The following is a 22,580-nucleotide window of genomic DNA, read 5'->3' as shown; positions in this document are numbered from 1 at the left end:
CAAGGCATTCCGCTTTTTTGCCGGAGGCAGCTCTGGCTATGAATGAACATTAATAGTAACCGTTACGATTTATGTTGACTTGGCTCATGTTTGCTCTTATAATCTTGATAGTAATCATTACGATTAGTTGATAGGAGCGGAGTTTGAGTTATGAAGAGACAGAAAAAAGCAACATGGATGTCAGCCATCCTGCTGACGATTATCCTCGCGATCACCGGCTGTGGAAACAGCTCGGGAGGCATTGTGGAAGGCAAAGTCAACGTGATTACAACATTTTATCCGATATATGAGTTTGCCAAGGAAATCGGCGGCGAAGATGCGAATGTAATCAGTTTGCTGCCTACGGGAGTGGAGCCCCATGATTGGACGCCGAAGAGTCAGGACATCCTGAACACGTCCAAAGCGCAGCTGTTCCTGTACAATGGAGCCGGGCTGGAGGGCTGGGTTCCAGGGTTCCTGAAAGGGCTGAACAAGGATTCCGAGGTGAAGGCGGTTGAAGTCAGCCAAGGGATCCAATTGATTAACGCCGAGGGAGACGACGGTCATAATCATGGCGGAGCCGTAGAGGATCCGGGACATGAGGAAGATAACCACGCTCATGATGACCATGCTCATGACGATCACCAGCACGAGACTGGCGATCATGCCCATGAAGATGAGCATGATCATGAGCATGAAGGTCATGACCACGCTCATGAAGAAGAACATGCCGGGGATGATCACAGTCATGAGGCGGAAGCGGATCACGCAGCTGAAGAAGACACAGGCGCAGACACATCCGGCGACGGTCACAATCACAGCCATCACACCGACCCCCACACTTGGGTAAGCCCGAAATCGGCGCTCATTATGGCTGAGAACATCAAGAACAGTCTGATCGAGGTGGACCCTGCGAACAAGGAAGGCTATGAGCAGCGATTTGAAGCGCTCCAGCAGAAGCTGATCAAGCTGGATCAAGATTTTGAGACCGAGCTGTCTGGCTTGCCGAAAAAAGATATCGTCGTTTCACACCAGGCCTTCGGATATTTGGCTCGCGACTACGGACTGACACAGCATGCGATCATGGGCTTGTCACCAGATGCGGAGCCAAGAGCGCAGGATATTGTCAAGCTTGCGAACATCGTCAGAGACAACCAAATTCGGTACGTGTTCTTTGAGGAACTGGTGTCTGACAAGATTGCCAAAATGCTTGCTTCTGAAGCCGGCGTCGACACGCTGGTGCTGAACCCGGTGGAAGGCCTGACGAAAGAGCAGGCGGAGCGCGGGGAAAACTACTTCACACTGATGGAGAAAAATTTGCAAAATCTGAAGAAGGCTTTACAATAAATAAGATGGGGATTCTAATCCCCATCTTACACTTTTTTTAAGACATGCATTCGAATATTCGATTTTATCCATAGAAAGGCGGCCAGATTTATGGAGCCGGAAGTACAGGATTGCCATCAATCCATCATACAATTAAACAAGGTTTCTTTCAGCTATAGAGACCAGCAGGTCATCCGCGATCTGAACTTCTCGGTCAAGGAGCGGGATTTTGTCGGGATCGTCGGCTCGAACGGCGCGGGAAAAACGACGCTGCTGCGCATGATTGTCGGGCTGCTGCCTGCTGCAGAAGGGGCGATTGAGCTGTTCGGCACACCGATCCGCAAATTCAAGGACTGGGAGCGCATCGGCTATGTTCCGCAAAAAAACGCATTTAACCCCTTGTTCCCTGCCACGGTGCGGGAGGTGGTGATGTCCGGCCTCTACAATCGCAAAAGCCTGTTCAAGCGCCTGTCCCGTCAGGACCAGCAGAAATGTGATGATGCGCTTGAGGTGATGCGTATTCAGGATATTGCGGACAAGCGGATCGGTGCGTTGTCCGGCGGACAGCAGCAGCGGGTCTTTCTGGCCCGGGCGCTGATCAACCGGCCGGATTTGCTCATTCTGGACGAACCGACGATCGGGATCGATGCGGAGACGCAGGCAGGTTTTTTTGATCTGATTACCCATATGCACGCCCGCCATCACATGACGTTCCTGATGGTGACCCATGATCTGGATATGGTGAAGGATTATTTGGGAGAATCCCCGGTCTCGCAGAACGGCAAAATCCAGTTCTTTGTCCGGCACTCGCATGAAATAGAGAACTGTGCGGAAGAGGATCTTCAGCATTCTCTCGTTTGATTGAACATCGTAGGTGAAGGAGACGTTATCATTGCTTGATATATTGTTTAGCGATTTTTTTCAGCGGGCGCTTGTCGGCGGCGTGTTGATCGGCATTACGGCACCGCTCATCGGGATGTTTCTCGTGCTGCGCCGGCTGTCCATGATCGGCGATACGCTGTCCCATGTGACCATCGCGGGCGTGGCGCTCGGCTTTCTGATTGAGGTATACCCGATCGCAGCCGGCCTCGTGTTTGCAGTGCTCGCGTCCTTTGCGATCGAGAAGCTCCGCAAGGCTTACAAAAGCTATGCCGAGCTGTCGATAGCCATCATCATGTCCGGCGGTGTGGCGCTGGCCTCCCTCTTCTTCACGCTGGGAATGGGGTACAACACCGATGTCATGAGTTATCTGTTCGGCAGCATCTACACGCTGGACACAACCGATATCTATATGGTAGCCGGCGTAACCGTGGTTGTCATTGCTGTCGTTGCGCTGCTGTTCAAGGAGTTTTTCCTGCTTAGCTTCGAGGAGGATGCCGCCAGTGTAAGCGGCTTGCCCGTGAAGATGATGAACATGCTGATCACGGTATTGACCGCGCTTGTTGTCAGCACAGCGATTAAAATCGTCGGCGCCCTGCTTGTGTCCGCGCTGCTTACGATTCCGGTGGCAATCAGTCTGCTGCTCGCCAGAAGCTTCCGGTCCTCCATCATTTTGTCGGTGATCATCTCGGAGCTGGCTGTCATCGGAGGCTTGATGATGGCCGGACTGTTCAATCTGGCGCCAGGCGCCACAATTGTGCTGCTGCTGATTGCACTGCTTGTCATTACGATGCTGGGCAGAAAAGGTTTTACGACGACCTAAGGAGGGCTGATAGTCATGGCCGATATTCATATTGGAATTGCGTTTGCCGCGGGGCTCGCATCCTTTATCTCTCCCTGCTGTTTGCCTCTGTACCCTTCCTACCTGTCGATCATTACGGGGATGTCCGTCAATGATCTGAAGAATGAGCAAAGCCGCAAAGATGTCCGCTTCCGTACGATGACCCATACGCTGGCGTTCATCCTCGGCTTCTCGGCAGTGTATTACTCCCTCGGATGGGGCGCCGGACTGTTCGGCGAATTTTTTATCGAATACCAGGGACTGATCCGTCAGCTCTCCGCGCTGCTTATCGTGTTGATGGGACTTATGCTGTTAGGTATTTTTCAGCCGCGGATGCTGATGAAAGATTTCAAATTCAATTTTAAAGGCAAGCCGGCAGGATACATAGGCACCTTTTTGTTCGGGATCGGCTTTGCCGCAGGCTGGTCGCCTTGCGTCGGACCGATTCTGATGGCGATTATTGCGCTTGCTGCTACCGATCCGGGGACGTGGTTCCCGCTCATTACCGCTTACTCGCTGGGCTTTGCCGTGCCATTTTTTGTCCTGGCGTTTTTCATCGGATCCACCCGCTGGATTCTGAAGTACTCCCAGACGCTGATGAAGGTCGGCGGCGCATTGATGATTGTGATGGGGGTGCTGCTGTTCACGAACCAGATGTTCCGGATTACGATCTGGCTCCAGAGCATTACGCCGGAGTGGCTTAAATTTTGACAGATTGATGTCATTAGCATTTTACAAGTTTTAGCGGGCGCTGCAGCAGCGTTGTTTCGGACAAGAAATGGGCTTGCTTTCAGCCAGAAAAAGGTTCCGGGACTTGCCAACTAGTCTTCAAACCATGTATCATTACAGGTGCGGGTAGAACGGTTTTGAAGGGTCACGTAATTATAGAAAAGAGGGAAAAGGATGCCGACACCTAGCATGGAGGATTATTTGGAGCGCATCTACAAATTGATCGACGAGAAGGGATATGCGCGCGTTTCGGATATCGCCGAAGGCTTGGAGGTTCACCCCTCATCCGTCACGAAAATGATTCAAAAGCTGGATAAAGATGAATATCTGATCTATGAAAAATACCGCGGGCTGGTATTAACGAACAAAGGTAAGAAGATGGGCAAGCGGCTTATGGAACGGCATCATTTGCTGGAGGAATTTCTGGAGATGATCGGCGTTCAGGAGGAAAATATTTACCGTGATGTCGAAGGAATCGAGCATCATTTGAGCTGGGATTCCATTATGAGAATTGAAACGCTTGTCGAATATTTCAAGCGTGACGAGAATCGACTTCAGGAATTGCGTGACATTCATAACGAATTAGTCAACGAATCGTAATGTGGCATCTGTCGCCTGTGACAGGTGCCCTTTTCCTAACATGACGGAAAGTGCTTTCTAATGCAGCGGCTCATGCCCGGTTCCTTAGAGAGGTCGCCTTGGGGGCGCCTTTTCGTTCACTCTCTGCACTCTTCATCCACCTGCAAATTTTGTTTTGAAAGGAATTTATATCATGAGGCTTCGAAGATGGTTATTGGTACTGATGATGTTGTTATTATGTATCCCTTCTGTAATTCCGACTGCACAAGCACAGTCAGCAGGCATCAGCATTTATCTGGATGGACAAAGATTGAACAGCGATACATCCCCCTACATACTTCCTAAAGTATATGTAACCATGGTGCCGACCCGGATAATCAGCGAAGGCATCGGTGCGAGCGTAACTTGGAATCAGGCTTCGAAAACCGCAATGATCCGCAAGGATGGCTCGGTCATTACGTTAACGTCAGGCAGAACGACAGCTACCGTCAACGGAGCAGCGGTGCCGCTTGACGCATCGGTGGAGATCCGAAACGGAAGAATCATGGTGCCGATCCGGTTCATCAGTGAGAATCTCGGCTTGAGGGTATCCTGGAACCAGGCAGCTCAGCGCATCGATCTGTACAGCAGAATCGTTAGCCCGCCCGTACAGCCGGTACAGCCAGGACAACCGGGAGAACCCGGGGCGCCAGCTTCGGATGAAATAAGAGGCGCATGGATATCCACGGTGTACAATCTGGATTGGCCCGTGGCTGGAAGCAGTGTGCAGCAGCAGCAAGCGGATTATATTCGCATGATTGACGAGCTGCAGCGCACGGGCATCAATACCGTCTATGTGCAGGTTCGTCCGGCAGGGGACGCTTTGTACCCGTCCGCGCTGGTGCCATGGTCCAAGACGGTCAGCGGCACTCAGGGCGTCGATCCGGGCTATGATCCGGTGGCCTTTATGATCGAAGAGACGCATAAGCGAGGCATGGAATTTCACGCTTGGTTCAACCCGTTCCGGGCGAACACGGCTGCCAATGTGACGGGGCTTGACCCGAGGCATGTCGCGGTTGCACATCCGGAGTGGATTGTGAATACAGGCAATCAGCTGTATATTAATCCCGGCATTCCGGCAGCAAGACAACATATCATTGATGTCATTATGGAAGTGGTCAACCGCTATGATATCGACGGCGTTCACCTGGATGATTACTTCTATCCGTCGAATACGGTGTTTCATGATGAGGCAGCTTACCAGACTTACAATCAGGGGGTTTACCGCAACATCGGCGATTGGCGCCGGGGGAACATCAACCTGTTTGTAAGCGGACTGAAGGACAGCATCCATCATGTCAAACCGGATGTGAAGTTTGGCATCAGTCCGTTCGGCGTGTGGCGCAATCAGTCCACCGATGCAAGCGGATCGGAGACCAGTGCAGGCGTCACCGCCTATGACAGCATGTATGCTGACGTTCGGGCCTGGATCCGCAACGGATGGGTCGACTACGTGGCTCCGCAGATCTACTGGAGCATGAGCAACCCGGCGGTCGATTACGATGTGCTTGTCGACTGGTGGGTGAGGGAAGTGAGCGGAACCGATGTCGATCTGCTGATCGGGCATGCGGCATACAAGCTGGGCACCTCGGAGATTGGCTGGCAAAGCGCGTCAGAGATTATCAATCAGCTGCGTTATAACCAACAATACAGTGAAATCAAAGGCAGCATCTTCTTCAGAGCAGAAAATATACTAAGCAATCCTTTGGGACTTAAAGATCAATTGCAATCATATTACAGATCATCGGCACGTCCTTGAGGTATGAATACTCCCCCGTTCTCATACATAGTCAATAGACCATGTGAGGCGGGGGATTTTCATATGCAAATAAACGCTGTATTTGAAGGCGGGGGAGTCAAAGGAATCTCGCTTGCAGGAGCTGTCAAGGCAGCAGAGACTGCCGGGATTCAATTCAGCAGGGTGGCAGGCACGTCTTCAGGCTCCATCGTTGCCTCAGTACTGGCCGCAGGGTATACAGCGGATGAGATGAAGCTGATCATTGAGAGCACGCCTTTTCATTCCTTGCTGAAGCGGGCTCCGATTTTCAATGCCAAAATCGTAGGTCCGGCGCTTCGGGTGCTGATCAAGAGAGGCCTGTATTCCGGTGAGGCGCTGGAGAGCTGGATCCGCAACATTTTGCTGGAGAAAGGGATGTTGACCTTTTCAGATATACCGTCCGGGAAACTGTACATTGTCGCTTCGGACATTACGAATGGCAGACTGCTGGTGCTGCCTGATGACTTGCGCCATTACGGCATTAATCCGTCCACGTTTCCGGTCGCCAAGGCCGTGCGCATGAGCTGCAGCATACCGTATTTTTTTGATCCGGTGATTCTTCGGCTGCTGGGACGGGCGGCGAAAGGCAAATCCTTCAACGAGCAGTTTGTTTACGTGGTTGACGGGGGCTTGCTCAGCAATTTCCCGCTGTGGCTGTTTGATAAAGATTCGCTGGGCGGACCGAAGCCGCTGCCGGTGATCGGCTTTCAGATGGTCGGGAAGAACAGCAATAAGCCGCGCGTCATTAACGGCCCGTTCAGCATGATGACGGCCATGTTCGAAACGATGCTGTCCGCCCATGATGAACGTTATATCGAGCAGAGGAACCGCAGCCGGACGATCAAAATACCGACGCTTGGCATCAGCACCACCCAATTCGATCTGACAAAAGAGGAAAGCGAAAGCCTGTACGCATCGGGGGTGCGCGCAGGGACGCAGTTTTTCTCCCGCTGGAAGGCGGAAGGAAGGCTATAGCGTCAACGAACCGGCAAGCGTATCGTATGACCACGCAACAAAAGAGGTGTCCTCAAGATCTTAGGATCTTGATGGACACCTCTTGCGGCTGCAGGGCCAGGATATGTTAATGATATTTCGGGAGATCGTCGGACGGATCGGATTTCCCTTTCTGGCCCTCGATAACCTGGAACGGATATTGCTTCCGTTTGGATGGCGGACTGCTTTTCCGGACACCGTTGTTTTTGGCAGCAAGCTTGGCGGCAGTACGCTTCGATGGCTTTACCTTCGGATGCCGTTTCGTTCGTGGAGGAAACTTGTAGAGCAGGTATACCACCCCGACGACAATGACCGGGATCAGAACATAGTTCCTCGTACTTGGGTTGAACAACATACTGATAATTCCGAGCGCTGCAAGCGTAATTGCAGTCCAAAAAATAATGGCATGCCTTCTCATGGATTACTCATCCTTTCGCGGGATCCAGCACACTCCCTGTCACAGATTGCGGAACGGTAACGTTCTCTTTCTCGTACTGAGCATCCAGTTCACGCATTCTGTTAAAGGATGCGATGGATACTTCAACTTGGTCATCGGTAGGCTCTTTCGTGGTCAGAAGCTGAAGCCACAGACCGGGATATCCAAGGTAGCGGAGCACTGGGACGTCTCTGAGCGCATTGGTCAGCTTGAGGAATTCGAAAGAAACGCCAAGCACGACCGGAAGCAGAACGATCCGCTGAACAATCCGTTCGGTCATATTGTCCCATGGAACGAGGGAATATACGGCCACGCCGAGCACGATGGTCAGCATCATGAAGCTGCTGCCGCAGCGGTAATGGAGGCGCGTATATTTTTGCACATTTTTCACCGTGAGCTCTTCACCGGCTTCGTATGCGCTAATGACCTTGTGCTCCGCACCGTGATACTGGAACAGTCTCTTGATGACAGGCGTTTGCGAGATGATCCACAGATACGCCAGCAATAAAATCAGCTTGATGACGCCTTCTATCAGATTACGCACAATGTAGTTGTCTAATGTGTTGCCAAATAAAAAATCCTCTACGAAAACAGGGACCAAGGTGAACAGAAGCTTGCCTAATATGAAGGACAGCACACTGACGGCGGCAACGCCGATAATCATGCTGAGGCTCCAGCCCGATTCTTCCTTCTCTTTCTGCTTTTCGCGCTCCTCAGGCTCCAGCGTATCGTCAGCATAAGCATCAGCAGAGTAGTTCAAATGCTTGGAACCTTTAATGGAGGAATCTATGAGACTCACAATACCGCGGAGAAACGGAATCTTTCTGAGCTTCAGGACCCAAGCCTTGTCTTCGCGAGGAACCTCCAAAAATTTAATCTCGTCGTTCTTTCTCCGAACAGCCGTAACGTTGACATGCTTGCCGCCGAACATAACACCTTCGATGACAGCCTGACCGCCGTAGCTGACCGGGGTTGATTTTTGGGACAACCGGCTCACCCTCCTGAAATTCAATCTATGAAACCTATTGTAGCGAATTTTGAAAGTAATTTCTAGTTGGATTAGGCTGGGCGCGATCGGAGCATACTATAGCTTATTTCCATGAAAGAGCATCTTCCGGTAGTGGAGCCGGGAGTGCGGATGCATAGAGGAGGATGAAGCGACATGCATGAACGCCTGTTTCGACAGCAGTATCCGCATACGAATCCGATCGCTTTTGCGCTGGAGCTGGGCTACTATGCCGGGCTGATCTGGGGGGCGATCCGGTGGGTTTTTTATACGCTGAACTTTACGCAGGTGCTGCCGGGATTTCTGCTGGAGCCGTATTTCAAACATCGTTTCCTGAACAGCACAGCGGGACATTTGGCCGGATGGCTTGGCTTCATTGCCTTTTCGGTCATCGCCTCGCTGCTGTACGTATTTCTGTTTCGCAAGCTGAAGGGGCCTTGGCCCGGCATTGCATATGGGGCGGTCTGGTGGATCATGCTGTTCATCGTATTAAACCCGTGGCTGCAAATGACAAGGCCGGTCAAGCTGCTGACCTGGGATTCGAATATATCGGAGTTCTGCGTCTTTATTCTATGGGGGCTGTTTATCGGGTACACGACAGCTCAGGAATATACGGATGAAAAGCTGCGAGAGCCGAAGAAGATGATCAGCTAGAGAGGGCTCCCGCCTGCCCGAACAATAAAAACTTCTCAAGGCGATGCCCGCTATGGTAAAATAGCTTTTGGTTATTTGACGAAAAGGTGGGAAACCCTATGAAGTCCATATGGGTGATAAACGGACCGAATTTGAACCTGCTTGGCGTTCGGGAACCGGGAATCTACGGTTCGCTCAGCCTGCAGGCGATCGAAGAGTCATTGAGCAAACAGGCGGAACAAGCCGGTATCGGTATTACCTTCTTTCAGTCGAACCATGAAGGAGCGATCATTGACCGCATCCATGAAGCGATGGGCAAGGCCGACGGCATATTGCTGAACCCCGGTGCGCTGACCCACTACAGCTATGCGGTTCGCGATGCGATCAGCTCGGCGCGAATTCCGGTTGTGGAAGTTCATTTGTCGAATATTCACGCCCGTGAGGAATTTCGTCACAAGTCGGTCATCGCCCCGGTCGCTGTAGGGCAGATTGCAGGCTTTGGTGCAGACAGCTACAGTCTCGGACTGACGGCGCTGCTCCAGGTGCTGGATCGGCAGGAGGCCAAGTAACAGGCCTATTGATACGATCTGAGAGAGGAGATAGAAAAGATATGAGCAATCATCGAGTGACCAAGCTTCGCGAGAAGCTGCAGCAGGATGGATTGTCGGCCGTCTTGGTTGCAAGTCCGATCAACCGCCGTTATTTGTCCGGGTTTACCGGATCGGCCGGCTATGTACTCATCACCTTGAACGAGGCGTATCTGCTTACGGATTTCCGCTACATGACGCAGGCTCCCCAGCAGGCCAAAGGATTCAAGGTCGTTGAACATGGACCGAAGGTGATGGAGACGGTGAAGGAGCTTCTCGCTTCGGAGGGCATCACTTCCCTGGGCTTTGAGCAGGATCATGTTACATACGGCGTATATTCTACATACTCCGAGCAGCTGAATCCGATTCAGCTCGTAGCTACATCAGGCCTGGTGGAACAGCTGCGCATATTCAAGGACGCCGAGGAACTGCAGGTGATGCAGCGGGCGGCGGATTTGGCAGATAAGACGTTCAGCCATGTGCTGGGCATTCTGAAGCCGGGCTTAACCGAGCGTGAGATCGATCTGGAGATGGAAATGTTCATGCGTCAGCATGGCGCGACCGCCTCTTCGTTCGATACGATCGTGGCGTCCGGGGAACGCTCCGCGCTCCCTCATGGCGTGGCCAGCGAACGGGTCATTCAGGGCAATGAATTTGTCACTTTCGACTTTGGCGCGCTGCTGGACGGATACTGCTCGGATCTGACACGTACCGTGGCACTGGGCAACCCGGATCCGAAATTAAAGGAGATTTATGACATTGTGCTGGAGGCGCAGCTGCATGCGCTGGCCCATATCAAGCCGGGCATGACAGGACGCGAGGCCGACGCGCTTGCTCGCGATATCATTGACCGTTATGGCTATGGCGAGTATTTCGGTCACAGCACAGGTCATGGCCTTGGCATGGAAGTGCATGAGTCGCCGCGGCTGTCCAAGCTGAGCGACGATGTGCTGCAGCCAGGCATGGTGGTTACTGTAGAGCCTGGCATTTATCTCCCTGGACTCGGCGGGGTCCGGATCGAGGATGATATCGTCATCACGGAAACGGGTATACAGATCCTGACAAGCTCCAGCAAGGATTACACCGTACTTTCATGATGTGACCGCAGCTATTTATTTAACTATCCTTAGGAGGGATCTTCAGTGATTTCAGTTAACGATTTTAAAACAGGATTAACCGTAGAAGTGGAGGGCGATATCTATACCGTTCTCGATTTCCAGCATGTAAAGCCGGGTAAAGGTGCAGCGTTCGTTCGCTCCAAGCTGAAAAACCTGCGCAATGGCAACACCGTTGAAAAAACATTCCGCGCAGGCGAAACGATCGGCCGCGCTCAAATCGACAACCGCGGCGTTCAGTACCTGTATGCAAGCGGACAAGAGCATGTGTTCATGGATAACGAAACCTATGACCAGTTCAGCTTGACCAGCGAACAGCTGGAATGGGAACTGAACTTCCTGAAAGAGAATATGAATGTAAATATCATCAGCTATCAAGGCGAAATCCTCGGGATCAACCTGCCAAACAGCGTTGAACTGAAGGTTGTAGAAACCGAACCAGGCATCAAGGGCAACACAGCGACAGGAGCAACGAAGAATGCCCAGGTAGAGACGGGTCTGAACGTTCAGGTTCCGCTCTTTATTAACGAAGGCGATGTGCTTCTGATTGATACCCGTGACGGCAAGTACATCTCCCGTGCATAATGAAGACTTGGAAACCGCAAGCGGCGGCTTCCAGGCATCATGACGTGAGAGACTCCTGTACAGTGTACAGGGGTTTTTTGCGCAATTCCCGGAGGTCCTGCTGTCGTCCTTTCCAAGGGACGAACGGACGCCCAATTTATAACAGATAGCCGTCATTCATGCGAAAAACCTTGACGGAACAAGTCACTTTCGTATTATACTGTTTTAAAGTGAGAAACTGATGTGAGCAGATACAGATTCTATGTGGGGAGTGAAAGAAGCGTTGTCACTGTACGTCATGAAATTCGGAGGCAGTTCTGTAGGGGATACGGAACGGATGCAGCGCGTCGCCAAACGAATTGTAGAGAAGCAGGATGAAGGTCACCAATGCGTTGTCGTCGTGTCCGCCATGGGGGATACAACCGATGATTTGATCGATCAGGCGAAGCTATTAAACGACAATCCGCCGGCTCGGGAAATGGATATGCTGCTGACGACAGGGGAGCAGATTTCGATCTCCCTGTTGTCGATGGCGATTCACAGCCTCGGGCGCAAGGCGTTATCGTATACCGGCTGGCAGGCCGGATTCCTTACCGATTCCGTCCACAGCAAAGCGCGTATTGCCGACATTCATCCGGAGCGCGTGCTCAAAGCGCTGGATGAAGGGAACATCGTCATCGTAGCCGGCTTCCAGGGCATGTCCGAGGAAGGCGAAATCACGACGCTCGGCCGCGGCGGCTCGGATACGACGGCGGTTGCGCTTGCGGCGGCTATTGACGCTGACGTTTGCGAGATTTACACCGATGTGGACGGCGTGTACTCGACCGATCCGCGCGTTGTCAAATGCGCCAGAAAGCTGAATGAAATCTCCTATGACGAGATGCTGGAGCTTGCCAATCTCGGCGCTGCGGTCCTGCATCCGCGGGCGGTGGAGTATGCGAAGCACAATCAGGTGAAGCTGGTCGTCAGATCGAGCTTCAATTATAACGAAGGAACGGTTGTTAAGGAGGAAGCAAGCATGGAGCAGGGTGTGGTAGTCAGTGGAATTGCCTATGATAAGAACGTCGCCAGAATCAGCATTCTGGGGGTAGCCGATGTTCCGGGCGTGCTCGCCCAGATGTTCGGTGCCCTTGCCACAGAAGGGATCGACGTGGATATCATCGTGCAGAGCGGCGTGCAGAACGGAGAGGCGGATTTTGCGTTCACCGTCTCGCTTGAGGATCGGGAGCGGGCGCTTGCGGTTATTGAGAAAATCCGCGATCAGCTGCCGTACCGTGACGTGACCTCCGAGGATAACTTGGTGAAAGTATCCATCGTTGGCGCCGGCATGGTCAGCCATCCGGGCGTGGCCGCCCAGATGTTCGATGTCATCTCGAAACAGGGCGTCAGCATCAAGATGGTCAGCACGTCGGAGATCAAGGTGTCCTGCGTCATCGAGAGCGGCAATTTACAAAATGTCGTTCAGGCGCTTCATACCGCGTACGGACTGGACACGGATCAGCAGGCGGTTGTCGGCGGGCCTCAGGTACGCCGATAATACGCACCTCTAACCATAACAGCGGGCCGAGCAAGGAGAAATCCTTTGCTCGGCTCGCTTTTTTTATACTCACCTGCCGTGGGAAGCCAGGATATCCCGGAGATCTCTCGAATCTTGAACGCCCCGCCCTGCATTGTCGAGCCTAATAGGGCAGCAGTTTCGCTGCCCCTTCCCGCAAGTTCCCTCCATTTCTGTCTATGATATTGAAAAAAATAGAGATATTCCGAGAGAAGGCTGCATATTTTTAAACATCATAACAAGCAGAAGGAGGTTTACTGATGCTGGACAAGTTTGTCACGAGCATGGCCTCGCTCCGATTTTTCTCCGGCAGCCTGGAAATTGTCGCAGCCATTATTATGCTCCGGTTGAACCAAGTGGACAAGGCCTTGGCGGTCAACTCGGCGCTTGCGTTTATGGGGCCGCTCATCCTGATTGTGACGACCACGATCGGGCTTGTCGGAATGGCCGACAAATTGTCCTGGGGCAAGATTGGCTGGATATTGTGCGGGGTGTCCTGTCTCTTATACGGGATCTTAAAAAAATGATAGATTCGCGGCATAAAAGTCAGGTACAAGCATACACATGGGAGTAAGAAAGTTCTTTTATATGAGGTAGTTACCATGAGGACAGGTAGGTTGGGGGAAATGGATATGACACTGGATTGGTTAGGGCTGTTTCCCGAAAGCATCAGGCTCATCCTGCTGAAGCTGCCGAAGGCGATGCTGGACCATCTTGAGGAGATTCGAATCCGCGAGGAGCGTCCGCTTGAGATCAATGCCGCTGGCCGGCATCATTTTCTGGACCGGGACGGCGGCTTGAGCTTGCACCCCGGCGAAGCGTACAAGCCGACCCGGGAGGATACAAGGCGGCTGCTGGACCTGATCAGCAACCACTCCTTGTACACGATGGAGGAGGAGCTGCGAAAAGGCTTCATTACGATTCCCGGCGGCCACCGGGTTGGGCTGGTCGGCAGAACGGTGCTGAGCGGCGGCAGGGTGGAGCATATACGGGACATCAGCGGGTTCAACGTCCGGATAGCAAAGGAAATTCGGGGCGCAGCGGATGAGATTCTTCCTTTTCTGCTTGACCGAAAACGGGGCAGGGTGATGCACACCTTGATTCTCTCCCCTCCCCAGCAAGGGAAGACGACGTTGCTGCGAGACTTGGCCAGACAGATCAGCTATGGCAGCTGGGGGAACGCCCAGCTTCAATGGCCCGGACTCAAGGTTGGCATTATTGATGAACGGTCCGAAATCGCCGGCTGTCAGCGGGGCGTGCCGGGGTTCGATGTCGGGCCGCGCACCGATGTGCTGGATGGATGCCCGAAGGCGGAAGGCATGATGATGATGATTCGCTCGATGTCGCCGGATGTGCTCATTGTGGACGAGATCGGGCGGCCGGAGGATGCCGAGGCTGTCAATGAGGCGCTGCATGCCGGAATCAGTGTCATCGCTACGGCACATGGCTCCTCGATACAGGATATTGGCGGGCGGCCTGCACTGTCGGCGCTGGTGCAGCAGCGAAGGTTTGAAATGTATGCGGTCCTATGCCGCAAGGGACATGAACGGTCTTACAAGCTGTACGACGGCGGGCAGCGCACGCTGCAAACCGCCGGCGCAGGTCCCCCGGGCGGTGATGCCTATGCTTAATCTGATCGGGGCCATTCTGGTGCTGGCAGCGGGAACTTTAGCCGGTTTTTATCAAGCTCATCAGTTTGCGCTAAGGCCCAGGCAGCTGAGGGAACTGATTCTGGCCCTTCAACGTCTGGAGACCGAAATCAGCTACGGTTTCACCCCGCTTCCGGATGCGCTGGAGCGAATTGGAGGCGGGCTCAAGGAGCCGCTGAAAACGTTGTTTATCGCTGCATCGGATTATATGAGCCCCGATTACGGACTCTCGGCCGAGGACAGCATCAGAAAGGCGCTGAATATGCACTGGAGACGAACCTCCATGAAAACTGCGGAGAAAGACGTGTTAGACCGGTTAAGCGGTGTACTTGGCACCAGTGACAGGCAGGACCAGATCAAGCATATAGCCCTGGCCGTCGGCCAGCTACAACACGAGGAGGCCGCGGCAAGGGAAGACCAGGCCAAGTACGAAAAGATGAGCAAAAGCCTGGGTCTGCTTATTGGAGCATTGATCGTCATATTGATCTTTTAGCGAGGTGCCAGGGAATGAACATTGAAGTGAACGCCATTTTTCAGATTGCAGGAATCGGCATCATCATCGCCATGATTCATACAGTCCTGAAGCAGATGGGAAAAGAGGATATGGCACACTGGGTGACGCTTATCGGGTTTGTCGTTGTGCTGTTTATGGTTGTCAGGCTGCTAGATGATCTGCTTAAGGAAATCAAAAGCATCTTTCTGTTCCAGTAGGTGGAGTTATGGAAATTATCCAGGTGGTCGGCTTTGGTCTGATTGCCACAATACTGATACTCGTTGTCAAGGAACAAAAGCCGCTGTTCGCTTTTCTGATTGCGGTAGCCGCCTCGCTCATGATTCTGCTGGTGCTGGTAGACCGGATCGGCTCGATCATTCGAATGCTGGAGAATATGGCTCAGAACGCAGGGGTAGAGCTGATATATTTGAAGACCGTGCTCAAAATTATAGGCATTGCTTATGTCGCGGAGATGGGGGCTCAAATTGTGCGGGATGCAGGCCAGGAGTCCATCGCTTCGAAAATAGAACTGGCGGGAAAAGTGCTCATATTGGTGCTGGCGATACCGATAATCGGGATTATCATCGAGACGGTCCTGAAGCTGCTCCCGGTCTGATGAAGGTGGGGGGTGTCATGACGCGTTCAGCATATCGGCTGCTGCAAGTTCTTGGATGGATGATCGTGATGTTGTTGATGATGGGGCTGTTTTCCGGAACCGTCCATGCCTCTTCCCCAGCGGAGGATTGGGTCAGACAGCAGACCGAGCAGCTGCCGACAGAGCAGGTAGAGAAATACTGGGAACAGCTGATGAAGGATTATGGCGGCTTCTTCCCGGAGGGCAGAACGCCCTCCCTGATGGATATGCTTCTGCCGGGAGGAGACGGATTATCGTTTACGTCGGTGCTCTCCGGGCTCGGCAAGTACATGTGGCACGAGGTGCTGTTTAATGGCAAGCTGCTGGTCAGCATCGTGATGCTGAGCATCATGAGCATGATCCTGGAGCAGCTGCAATCCGCTTTTGAAAAAAACACGGTCAGCCGCGTCGCCTACGCCATCTGCTACATGGTCGTGCTGATCCTTGCGGTCAACAGCTTCAGTGTCGCCATCGGCTACGCGAAGGGCGCGATCAGCAGCATGGTTGACTTCATGCTGGCGATGCTGCCGCTCCTGTTCGCTCTGATGGCTTCGATGGGAAATGTCGTCACCGTCTCCGTCGCCCATCCTCTGGTCATCTTTATGGTTCATACCGTGGGCACGCTGATCAGCACGATCGTATTTCCGCTTCTGTTCTTCTCGGCGATGCTGCATCTGGTAAGCTCGCTGTCCGATAAGTACAAGCTGACCCAGCTTGGCAATCTGCTGCGGGGTGTCGGTATGGGGGTGCTGGGGGTGCTGCTAACCGTTTTCCTCGGCGTGATTTCCGTGCAGGGCATATCCGGCTCGATTACGGACGGCGTTGTCATCCGGGCCGCCAAATACGTGACCGGCAACTTCGTGCCGGTCGTCGGCAAGATGTTCGCGGATGCAACGGACACGGTCATATCCGCATCGCTGCTCGTGAAGAATTCGATCGGTCTGGCCGGCGTCATCATCATATTGTTCCTGTGCGCGTTTCCCGCGATCAAAATATTGATACTGGCGCTCATCTACAATGTGTCCGCGGCAATCATGCAGCCGCTTGGTGACACTCCGATTGTCACCTGCCTCCAGACGATTGGCAAAACGATGCTGTACGTGTTCGCAGCGCTGGCTGCGGTGAGCATGATGTTCTTTCTGGCGATCACCATCATGCTGACGGCAGGCAACATCACCGTCATGATGAGGTGAGGCGGAGGGGGAGAGCTGCAGATGAAGCTTCCCGTTTGAAGGAGAACCGGATCGCTGCCGCTTATCTGAGCCCGAAGGGGAGTGAAGCGAAGAATGGACTGGCTGGGACAATGGCTGAAAAGCGTCATCATGATCGTGCTGTTTGCAGCCTTCGTGGATATGATCCTGCCGGGAAAAAAGATGGAACGCTACGCCAGAGTCGTGCTCAGCTTTCTCATCCTGTTGACGCTGCTCGGACCCATCGTCAGCCTGCTGACGGATTCGCCGGAGAATAAGCTGGCCGCAGAGCTGAGGCAGCTGGAGAGAGGGAGCGCTGACGAGGCGCAGCTGGACGCCATCCTGGCCCAGGCCGAGCAGTTCAAGGAACAGCAGCGGAACCAGAGCCTGCAATGGGCAGGCGAGGAGCTGGCCCGGGTGATGAAGGAAGACATCAGCCGGGAGACGGGGGAGCGTGTACAGAGCGTGCAGGTTGTCCTGGCGCTTGGCAAATCGGAAGAGTTGTCGGAAGCAGTCATTCAGTCGGTCAGTGTCAAGCTCGTGCCGGATCAGTCGAAGACGGCGGAGCCCGACTCCAAGATCACCCATAAACCAATCGGTATAACACCCGTTGATGCTATAGATGTGAACATTCAATCAACGTCACACCCGAATAAGGATAATCCGGAGAACGAGTCAGGCAGCGTCCAGGAGGCGAGCTCGGCAGAAGCGAAGGCAAGGGTTCAGCCGGTTCGCGAATTGCTTAGCAGCCAGTGGGATTTGAAACCGGAGCAAATCACCGTCGAACTGCCTGGTGTGAAAGGCGATACGACATTATGAACGGAGGTGAATCGGATGGGGAACTGGCTAAAGCGGTTGGAGGAGTGGCTAGGTGGCGGGGCGGGCGGTGCTAAAAAGGTTCAAACCTTACGCTGGCTCATCATACTTGGGCTCGTCGGCGTGGCCATCATGCTGTTCAGCTCCTTCATCAATGTGAAGAAGATTGATCAGGACAATGTCAGCCGCGAGCCGCCGGACGCCTCGGTAACAACATCCGTGCCAACGGATGCGGATAACGCGGCCGGCGAATTTGAAACGATCGAGCAGGACTTCGAGATGCGCACCAAGGCGATGCTGGAGCAAATTGTCGGCGTCGGCGAGGTCGACGTCATGGTGACGGTGGAATCTACGGAAGAGCTGGTCGTCCATAAAAACATCAGGGATACCCAGGAGCTGACAGAGGAAACCGACGCGAACGGGGGCAAACGTCACATTACCAGCTACACCCGCGACGGTCAGATCGTCACTTACGAAACTTCCGGAGACCAGGCTCCGATCGTGACGAAGCGGATCAAACCGCAGGTCAGAGGCGTGCTGGTTGTGGCCAAGGGCGCCGAGAACGAAGTGGTGAAAGGACTGATTGTGGATGCGGTGCAGCGAGGTTTGAATGTTCCAACCTATCGCATCTCGGTCGTGCCTCGCAAGCAGCAGTAGCAGGGTGAACGAGCCGATCGTTCCCACAGGTTCTCAATTAAAGGAGGAAGCGTTCATAATGAATAACAAAAGACAAACCATTTGGTTAGTATCGATGCTCAGTTTGATGGTCGTCCTCTCGGCCTACTACTTGTTCACGGATGATCCGGGCTCAACGACGCCGCCGGTAGCGGACAGCACCCAGGCCGATGGAGCGGGCCCAGGCGTACAAGGCGCAGACGGCACAGGCAATCCGGATGAGCTGGTGATCAACGAGATCGTGGAAGAAGGAGCTTCCGAAGAGCCGGGAACGGCGCCGGAGAATGCGGAAAGCACAGGCACGGAAACCGGGGAGGCTGATGCGGATTCCGGTGCTGCCGATGCCGATACGTCGGCTGCTGAAGGCAATCAGAATGCCGGACAATCGAACACCGGAGCCGAGCAGCCGAAGACCGAACCTTCAGGCGAGGACAAGTCGAGTGAAACGAGCAGCACAACCGGAGCCAAGACAGAGAAGGAAATTTTGGAGGAGGTTGCCGCCCAGGCGGGCACCAGCGAATCCAAAATCGAAGCTTACAAAATGGAGCGCACGGAAAAAAATATGAAGCTGTATGATGAATTGATGGCCAGAATCGGCAATCAGGACAGCACGCCGGAAGAATTGGCGAAGGCCAGCGAGCAGATGCGAGCTGCCGAGGAAAGAGAAGCGGTCATCGAGAGCATTGAGGTAGAACTCCAAGAACAGTTCGGAAATGCAGTTGTCAAAGAAGAGAATGACAGATATAATGTCGTGGTGCTGACAAACGAGCTGGATGCCAAGGGAGCTGCTGGCATTGTAACCCTCGTGATGAAAGAGCTCAAGGTAAGCCCGGATAAAGTTACGGTTCAATACGTATCGCCATAATCGGTATCGGCAAAATTCCGCAAAATGCGGCGAAAAACGCCAAATATCAAAGAGCCCGGGATTTTTTCGGGGCTCTTTCTATTTCTTATGTTTGTGATATAATACTTTAAGCTATTGACTGACTTGTCCTATGATGGGCTTTCCAGAATATGAAGGAGTGAGCGTCGAGAATGTTTAAATTGGATGAAATTAAGGAACTGATTAAACTGGTGGATGAAACCTCTGTTCAGGAGCTTGAGATTGAGAACGAAGGCACCCGCCTGTCTATTAAAAAGCCTAGCACCCAAGAGGTGGTCAGCCTGCAGGCAGCCCCTCAGACGTTTATACCTGCGCCTCAAGTTGTGGCTCCGCAGACCGTTCAGACCGGACAGGCACCAGCCCAGGCGTCGCAGGAAGCTGCAGCCGTGGACAGCAACAGCGCATTACATAAGATTGTGTCTCCGATGGTCGGAACCTTCTACCGTTCCCCATCTCCAGAGGCGGGTCCATTCGTCAGCCCTGGCGACCGTGTGGATGAGAAAACAACGGTGTGCATTATCGAGGCCATGAAGCTGATGAACGAGCTGGAAGCCGAAGTGAAAGGCCAGATCGTTGAAGTGCTTGTGGAAAATGGCCAGTTGGTCGAGTTCGGACAGCCTCTGTTCCTGGTAAAAGCGGATTGATCCGCGGGACATTGCTTACGAACGAACGCCATACGAGTTCGAAGGAGGTTACTTCATGACATTTCAAAAAGTGCTGGTTGCGAACCGCGGGGAGATTGCTGTCCGCATCATTCGGGCCTGCCGTGAGCTTGGCATATCGACCGTTGCGGTGTACTCGGAACCGGATCGGGATTCACTGCATGTTAAACTGGCTGATGAGGCTTATTGCATCGGTCCTACCTTATCCAAAGACAGCTATCTGAACTTTACTAATATTATGAGCGTAGCCACGCTGACGGAATGCGACGCCATTCATCCCGGATACGGGTTCCTGGCTGAAAACGCTGACTTCGCGGAAATTTGCGAGTCGTGCAACATCACCTTTATCGGCCCCTCTGCCGATGCCATCAACCGCATGGGTGACAAGGCTGTCGCCAAACAGACGATGAAGGATGCCGGCGTGCCGGTCATTCCAGGCTCGGACGGTCTGGTCGAGGATCTGGACGAGGCGGTGATGCTGGCCAGAGATATCGGCTACCCGATCATCATTAAGGCGACCGCCGGCGGCGGCGGCAAGGGCATTCGCATCGCAGAGGATGAGCAAGCGCTCATCAAGCAGATTACAACCGCTCAGCAGGAAGCGCAGAAGGCGTTCGGCAATGCCGGCGTCTATCTGGAGAAATACTTGACGGGCATGAAGCATGTGGAGATCCAGATTATTGCCGACAAGCACGGCAATGCGGTGCATCTGGGCGAGCGTGACTGCTCGGTGCAGCGCCGCCGCCAGAAGCTGGTGGAGGAAGCGCCTTGCCCGGTTCTGACGGAAGAAGTCCGGAGCCGAATGGGGGAAGCTGCTGTGCGCGCGGCCAAGGCCGTTCAATATTCCGGTGCCGGAACGCTGGAATTTCTGCTCGGTCCGGACGGTCAATTTTACTTCATGGAAATGAACACGCGAATCCAGGTTGAGCATCCGGTAACCGAAATGGTCACGGGTGTGGACCTGATTCAGGAGATGATCTCGGTTGCCGAAGGCAATCCGCTCTCCTTCACGCAGGAGGATGTCAAGATCAACGGCTGGTCGATTGAATGCCGCATCAACGCGGAGAACCCGGACAAGGACTTCATGCCTGCGCCGGGGACGATTCAGTTCTATCTGCCGCCAGGCGGTCCGGGTGTTCGCGTGGACAGCGCGGCTTATCCTGGATACACCATCAGTCCGTATTATGATTCGATGATCGCGAAGCTGATCGTATGGGCTCCGACCCGCGAGGAGGCGATTGCGAAGATGAGACGCGCGCTGATGGAATTTGAGATTGAAGGAATTTATACTACAATTCCGTTCCATCAAAAGCTGCTGGAGCATCCGACCTTCCTGAAAGGTGATTTTGATATTAAATTCCTGGAAGAAAATGAAGTTTGATCCATATGGCCAAGTTTGTCATAAACTTGGCCAAATGGTATAGTATGTGTAATAAGGGCGCATGCCTTGAGCAGTCCGGGTGCATCCGCAAACTTATACGAAAGGGTGTTTAGATCATGGTAGAATCTTTGCCAACAGAATTTGAACGTACGGATATCGGTGAGATTCAAATTGCTCCGGAGGTCATCGAGGTCATTGCAGGACTTGCAACGGTTGAGGTTGCCGGTGTTGCAGGGATGAGCGGCGGGTTTGCCGGCGGAATCGCCGAGCTGCTTGGCCGGAAGAATTTGTCCAAGGGCGTAAAGGTTGAGGTTGGCCAGCGCGAAGCGGCTGTTGACGTATCCGTTATTATCGAATACGGTCATCGCCTTCCTGAAGTGGCTGGGGAGATCCAGCGCAATGTGAAGCGTTCGATCGAGAATATGACCGGGCTTAACGTCGTGGAGGTAAATGTACATATTCACGATGTACAGTTTGCGAAGTCAGCAGACAAAACCGAGGATCTGGACCTTGTTCAGCGCGTGAAATAAAACGCAGAATATAGAGATCATAGAGCCCCCGACAGCAATGTCGAGGGTTTAATCCAATTTTAAGGAGGCTGTGCTTGCGTGGCCAAAATCATGGACAGACTGCTGCTGTTTATTTACAGCATCAGCATTGGTGTAATATCCGTTATTGCCATCCTCCTCCTGAGCGGGGCAGTTCCTTATGAAGTGACTCCCGTTCAGGAACAGCGTCTGTTTCTAACCGGCATTATCATCGCCGGGATATTGCTTCTTATGAGCATCCGTTTCTTCTACATATCGGTACGGCGTGACCGCTCGAATCTGAATTCGATCGATCAGCGCACCGACTTCGGTGAAATTCAGATCTCGGTTGAGACGATTGAGAATCTGTGCCTGAAGGCAGCCTCCCGCGTTCGCGGTGTCAAGGATCTGAAGTCTCGGATCAAGGTATCCCAGGCCGGACTTGATATTGCGATTCGTGCCGTGGTGGACGGAGAGGAATCCATTCCTCAGCTGACGACCGAGGTTCAGAAACAGGTGCATGATTTTGTTGAGGATACGACAGGAATTCCAGTGGCCTCTGTATCCGTGTATATTGCGAATGTGGTACAGGCGCCAAGCTTCAAGAGTCGTGTGGAATAGAGGTGAACTTC

The 22,580-nt window shown here is 53.2% G+C and carries 27 protein-coding genes; 25 read left to right on the top strand and 2 right to left on the bottom strand.

Annotated elements, in window-relative coordinates; genetic code table 11:
• Positions 1 to 150 precede the first annotated feature (150 nt).
• From MKX64_RS00340 to MKX64_RS00310, 7 genes are all read left to right on the top strand, one after another.
• Positions 151 to 1,326 carry a metal ABC transporter solute-binding protein, Zn/Mn family gene (locus tag MKX64_RS00340; RefSeq protein ID WP_341035183.1) on the top strand — a complete coding sequence of 392 codons (1,176 nt, stop codon included), beginning with the start codon at positions 151 to 153 and terminating at the stop codon, positions 1,324 to 1,326.
• 90 nt (positions 1,327 to 1,416) lie between these two features.
• Positions 1,417 to 2,166, top strand: coding sequence for a metal ABC transporter ATP-binding protein (locus MKX64_RS00335; protein ID WP_095263387.1), 750 nt, complete (start codon positions 1,417 to 1,419; stop codon positions 2,164 to 2,166).
• Positions 2,167 to 2,197: 31 nt separating this feature from the next.
• Entirely contained in the window at positions 2,198 to 3,007 is an 810-nt protein-coding gene (locus tag MKX64_RS00330; protein ID WP_095263388.1) for a metal ABC transporter permease, read from the top strand.
• 15 nt (positions 3,008 to 3,022) lie between these two features.
• On the top strand, positions 3,023 to 3,736 hold the full coding sequence (locus MKX64_RS00325) for a cytochrome c biogenesis CcdA family protein (RefSeq protein ID WP_095263389.1): 714 nt from the start codon (positions 3,023 to 3,025) through the stop codon (positions 3,734 to 3,736).
• Positions 3,737 to 3,928: 192 nt separating this feature from the next.
• Positions 3,929 to 4,354 carry a transcriptional regulator MntR gene (gene mntR / locus MKX64_RS00320; RefSeq protein ID WP_095263390.1) on the top strand — a complete coding sequence of 142 codons (426 nt, stop codon included), beginning with the start codon at positions 3,929 to 3,931 and terminating at the stop codon, positions 4,352 to 4,354.
• 172 nt (positions 4,355 to 4,526) lie between these two features.
• Positions 4,527 to 6,131, top strand: a complete 1,605-nt coding sequence (locus MKX64_RS00315; RefSeq protein ID WP_155617367.1) for a family 10 glycosylhydrolase — start codon at positions 4,527 to 4,529, stop codon at positions 6,129 to 6,131.
• 63 nt (positions 6,132 to 6,194) lie between these two features.
• Positions 6,195 to 7,124 (top strand): patatin-like phospholipase family protein, encoded by a 930-nt coding sequence (locus MKX64_RS00310; protein ID WP_095263392.1) that lies wholly within the window; start codon positions 6,195 to 6,197, stop codon positions 7,122 to 7,124.
• 106 nt (positions 7,125 to 7,230) lie between these two features.
• Here MKX64_RS00310 and MKX64_RS00305 read toward each other — a convergent pair whose 3' ends face one another.
• Entirely contained in the window at positions 7,231 to 7,560 is a 330-nt protein-coding gene (locus MKX64_RS00305) for a hypothetical protein (RefSeq protein WP_095263393.1), read from the bottom strand.
• 7 nt (positions 7,561 to 7,567) lie between these two features.
• Positions 7,568 to 8,566: a DUF1385 domain-containing protein gene (locus MKX64_RS00300; protein WP_095263394.1), complete on the bottom strand. Its 999-nt coding sequence runs from the start codon at positions 8,564 to 8,566 to the stop codon at positions 7,568 to 7,570.
• Between the two features lie 174 nt (positions 8,567 to 8,740).
• On the opposite strand from MKX64_RS00300, the gene MKX64_RS00295 reads away from it, so the two are divergent.
• From MKX64_RS00295 to amaP, 18 genes are all read left to right on the top strand, one after another.
• A complete protein-coding gene (locus MKX64_RS00295; protein ID WP_095263395.1) occupies positions 8,741 to 9,238 on the top strand; it encodes a YqhR family membrane protein in 498 nt (165 codons plus the stop codon).
• A 98-nt stretch (positions 9,239 to 9,336) separates the two neighbouring features.
• Positions 9,337 to 9,786 (top strand): type II 3-dehydroquinate dehydratase, encoded by a 450-nt coding sequence (gene aroQ, locus MKX64_RS00290; protein ID WP_095263396.1) that lies wholly within the window; start codon positions 9,337 to 9,339, stop codon positions 9,784 to 9,786.
• 41 nt (positions 9,787 to 9,827) lie between these two features.
• Positions 9,828 to 10,901, top strand: coding sequence for a M24 family metallopeptidase (locus tag MKX64_RS00285; RefSeq protein ID WP_095263397.1), 1,074 nt, complete (start codon positions 9,828 to 9,830; stop codon positions 10,899 to 10,901).
• Positions 10,902 to 10,946: 45 nt separating this feature from the next.
• On the top strand, positions 10,947 to 11,504 hold the full coding sequence (efp, locus tag MKX64_RS00280) for an elongation factor P (RefSeq protein WP_095263398.1): 558 nt from the start codon (positions 10,947 to 10,949) through the stop codon (positions 11,502 to 11,504).
• Positions 11,505 to 11,766: 262 nt separating this feature from the next.
• On the top strand, positions 11,767 to 13,020 hold the full coding sequence (locus tag MKX64_RS00275) for an aspartate kinase (RefSeq protein WP_095398037.1): 1,254 nt from the start codon (positions 11,767 to 11,769) through the stop codon (positions 13,018 to 13,020).
• 278 nt (positions 13,021 to 13,298) lie between these two features.
• Complete coding sequence (locus tag MKX64_RS00270) at positions 13,299 to 13,565, top strand: YqhV family protein (RefSeq protein ID WP_095263399.1); 267 nt, start codon at positions 13,299 to 13,301, stop codon at positions 13,563 to 13,565.
• Between the two features lie 105 nt (positions 13,566 to 13,670).
• Positions 13,671 to 14,669 (top strand): stage III sporulation protein AA, encoded by a 999-nt coding sequence (gene spoIIIAA / locus MKX64_RS00265; protein WP_095263429.1) that lies wholly within the window; start codon positions 13,671 to 13,673, stop codon positions 14,667 to 14,669.
• A complete protein-coding gene (gene spoIIIAB / locus MKX64_RS00260) occupies positions 14,662 to 15,180 on the top strand; it encodes a stage III sporulation protein SpoIIIAB (RefSeq protein ID WP_095263400.1) in 519 nt (172 codons plus the stop codon). The genes spoIIIAA and spoIIIAB overlap by 8 nt, the downstream gene beginning before the upstream one ends.
• A 14-nt stretch (positions 15,181 to 15,194) precedes the next feature.
• Complete coding sequence (spoIIIAC, locus tag MKX64_RS00255) at positions 15,195 to 15,398, top strand: stage III sporulation protein AC (protein WP_007129715.1); 204 nt, start codon at positions 15,195 to 15,197, stop codon at positions 15,396 to 15,398.
• Between the two features lie 8 nt (positions 15,399 to 15,406).
• Positions 15,407 to 15,796 (top strand): stage III sporulation protein AD, encoded by a 390-nt coding sequence (gene spoIIIAD / locus MKX64_RS00250; RefSeq protein ID WP_095263401.1) that lies wholly within the window; start codon positions 15,407 to 15,409, stop codon positions 15,794 to 15,796.
• A gap of 68 nt (positions 15,797 to 15,864) precedes the next feature.
• Positions 15,865 to 17,007, top strand: coding sequence for a stage III sporulation protein AE (gene spoIIIAE, locus MKX64_RS00245; RefSeq protein ID WP_413773585.1), 1,143 nt, complete (start codon positions 15,865 to 15,867; stop codon positions 17,005 to 17,007).
• Between the two features lie 93 nt (positions 17,008 to 17,100).
• Complete coding sequence (spoIIIAF, locus tag MKX64_RS00240; protein ID WP_341035181.1) at positions 17,101 to 17,823, top strand: stage III sporulation protein AF; 723 nt, start codon at positions 17,101 to 17,103, stop codon at positions 17,821 to 17,823.
• 15 nt (positions 17,824 to 17,838) lie between these two features.
• The gene (gene spoIIIAG / locus MKX64_RS00235) at positions 17,839 to 18,477 is read left to right on the top strand and encodes a stage III sporulation protein AG (protein WP_095263403.1); all 639 of its coding nucleotides are present in this window, start codon (positions 17,839 to 17,841) and stop codon (positions 18,475 to 18,477) included.
• A 58-nt stretch (positions 18,478 to 18,535) separates the two neighbouring features.
• Positions 18,536 to 19,360: a SpoIIIAH-like family protein gene (locus tag MKX64_RS00230; protein ID WP_095263404.1), complete on the top strand. Its 825-nt coding sequence runs from the start codon at positions 18,536 to 18,538 to the stop codon at positions 19,358 to 19,360.
• 170 nt (positions 19,361 to 19,530) lie between these two features.
• Positions 19,531 to 20,022, top strand: coding sequence for an acetyl-CoA carboxylase biotin carboxyl carrier protein (gene accB, locus MKX64_RS00225; protein WP_095263405.1), 492 nt, complete (start codon positions 19,531 to 19,533; stop codon positions 20,020 to 20,022).
• 55 nt (positions 20,023 to 20,077) lie between these two features.
• Positions 20,078 to 21,421: an acetyl-CoA carboxylase biotin carboxylase subunit gene (gene accC, locus MKX64_RS00220; RefSeq protein WP_341035180.1), complete on the top strand. Its 1,344-nt coding sequence runs from the start codon at positions 20,078 to 20,080 to the stop codon at positions 21,419 to 21,421.
• A gap of 116 nt (positions 21,422 to 21,537) precedes the next feature.
• On the top strand, positions 21,538 to 21,951 hold the full coding sequence (locus MKX64_RS00215) for an Asp23/Gls24 family envelope stress response protein (protein WP_095263407.1): 414 nt from the start codon (positions 21,538 to 21,540) through the stop codon (positions 21,949 to 21,951).
• 78 nt (positions 21,952 to 22,029) lie between these two features.
• Positions 22,030 to 22,569: an alkaline shock response membrane anchor protein AmaP gene (amaP, locus tag MKX64_RS00210; protein ID WP_095263408.1), complete on the top strand. Its 540-nt coding sequence runs from the start codon at positions 22,030 to 22,032 to the stop codon at positions 22,567 to 22,569.
• The last annotated feature ends 11 nt before the right edge of the window (positions 22,570 to 22,580 follow it).

Origin of the sequence: Paenibacillus sp. FSL M8-0334 (assembly GCF_038000405.1) — a bacterium.
Classification (GTDB): domain Bacteria; phylum Bacillota; class Bacilli; order Paenibacillales; family Paenibacillaceae; genus Paenibacillus_AQ; species Paenibacillus_AQ campinasensis.
This window is presented reverse-complemented; position numbering and strand designations above follow the sequence as displayed.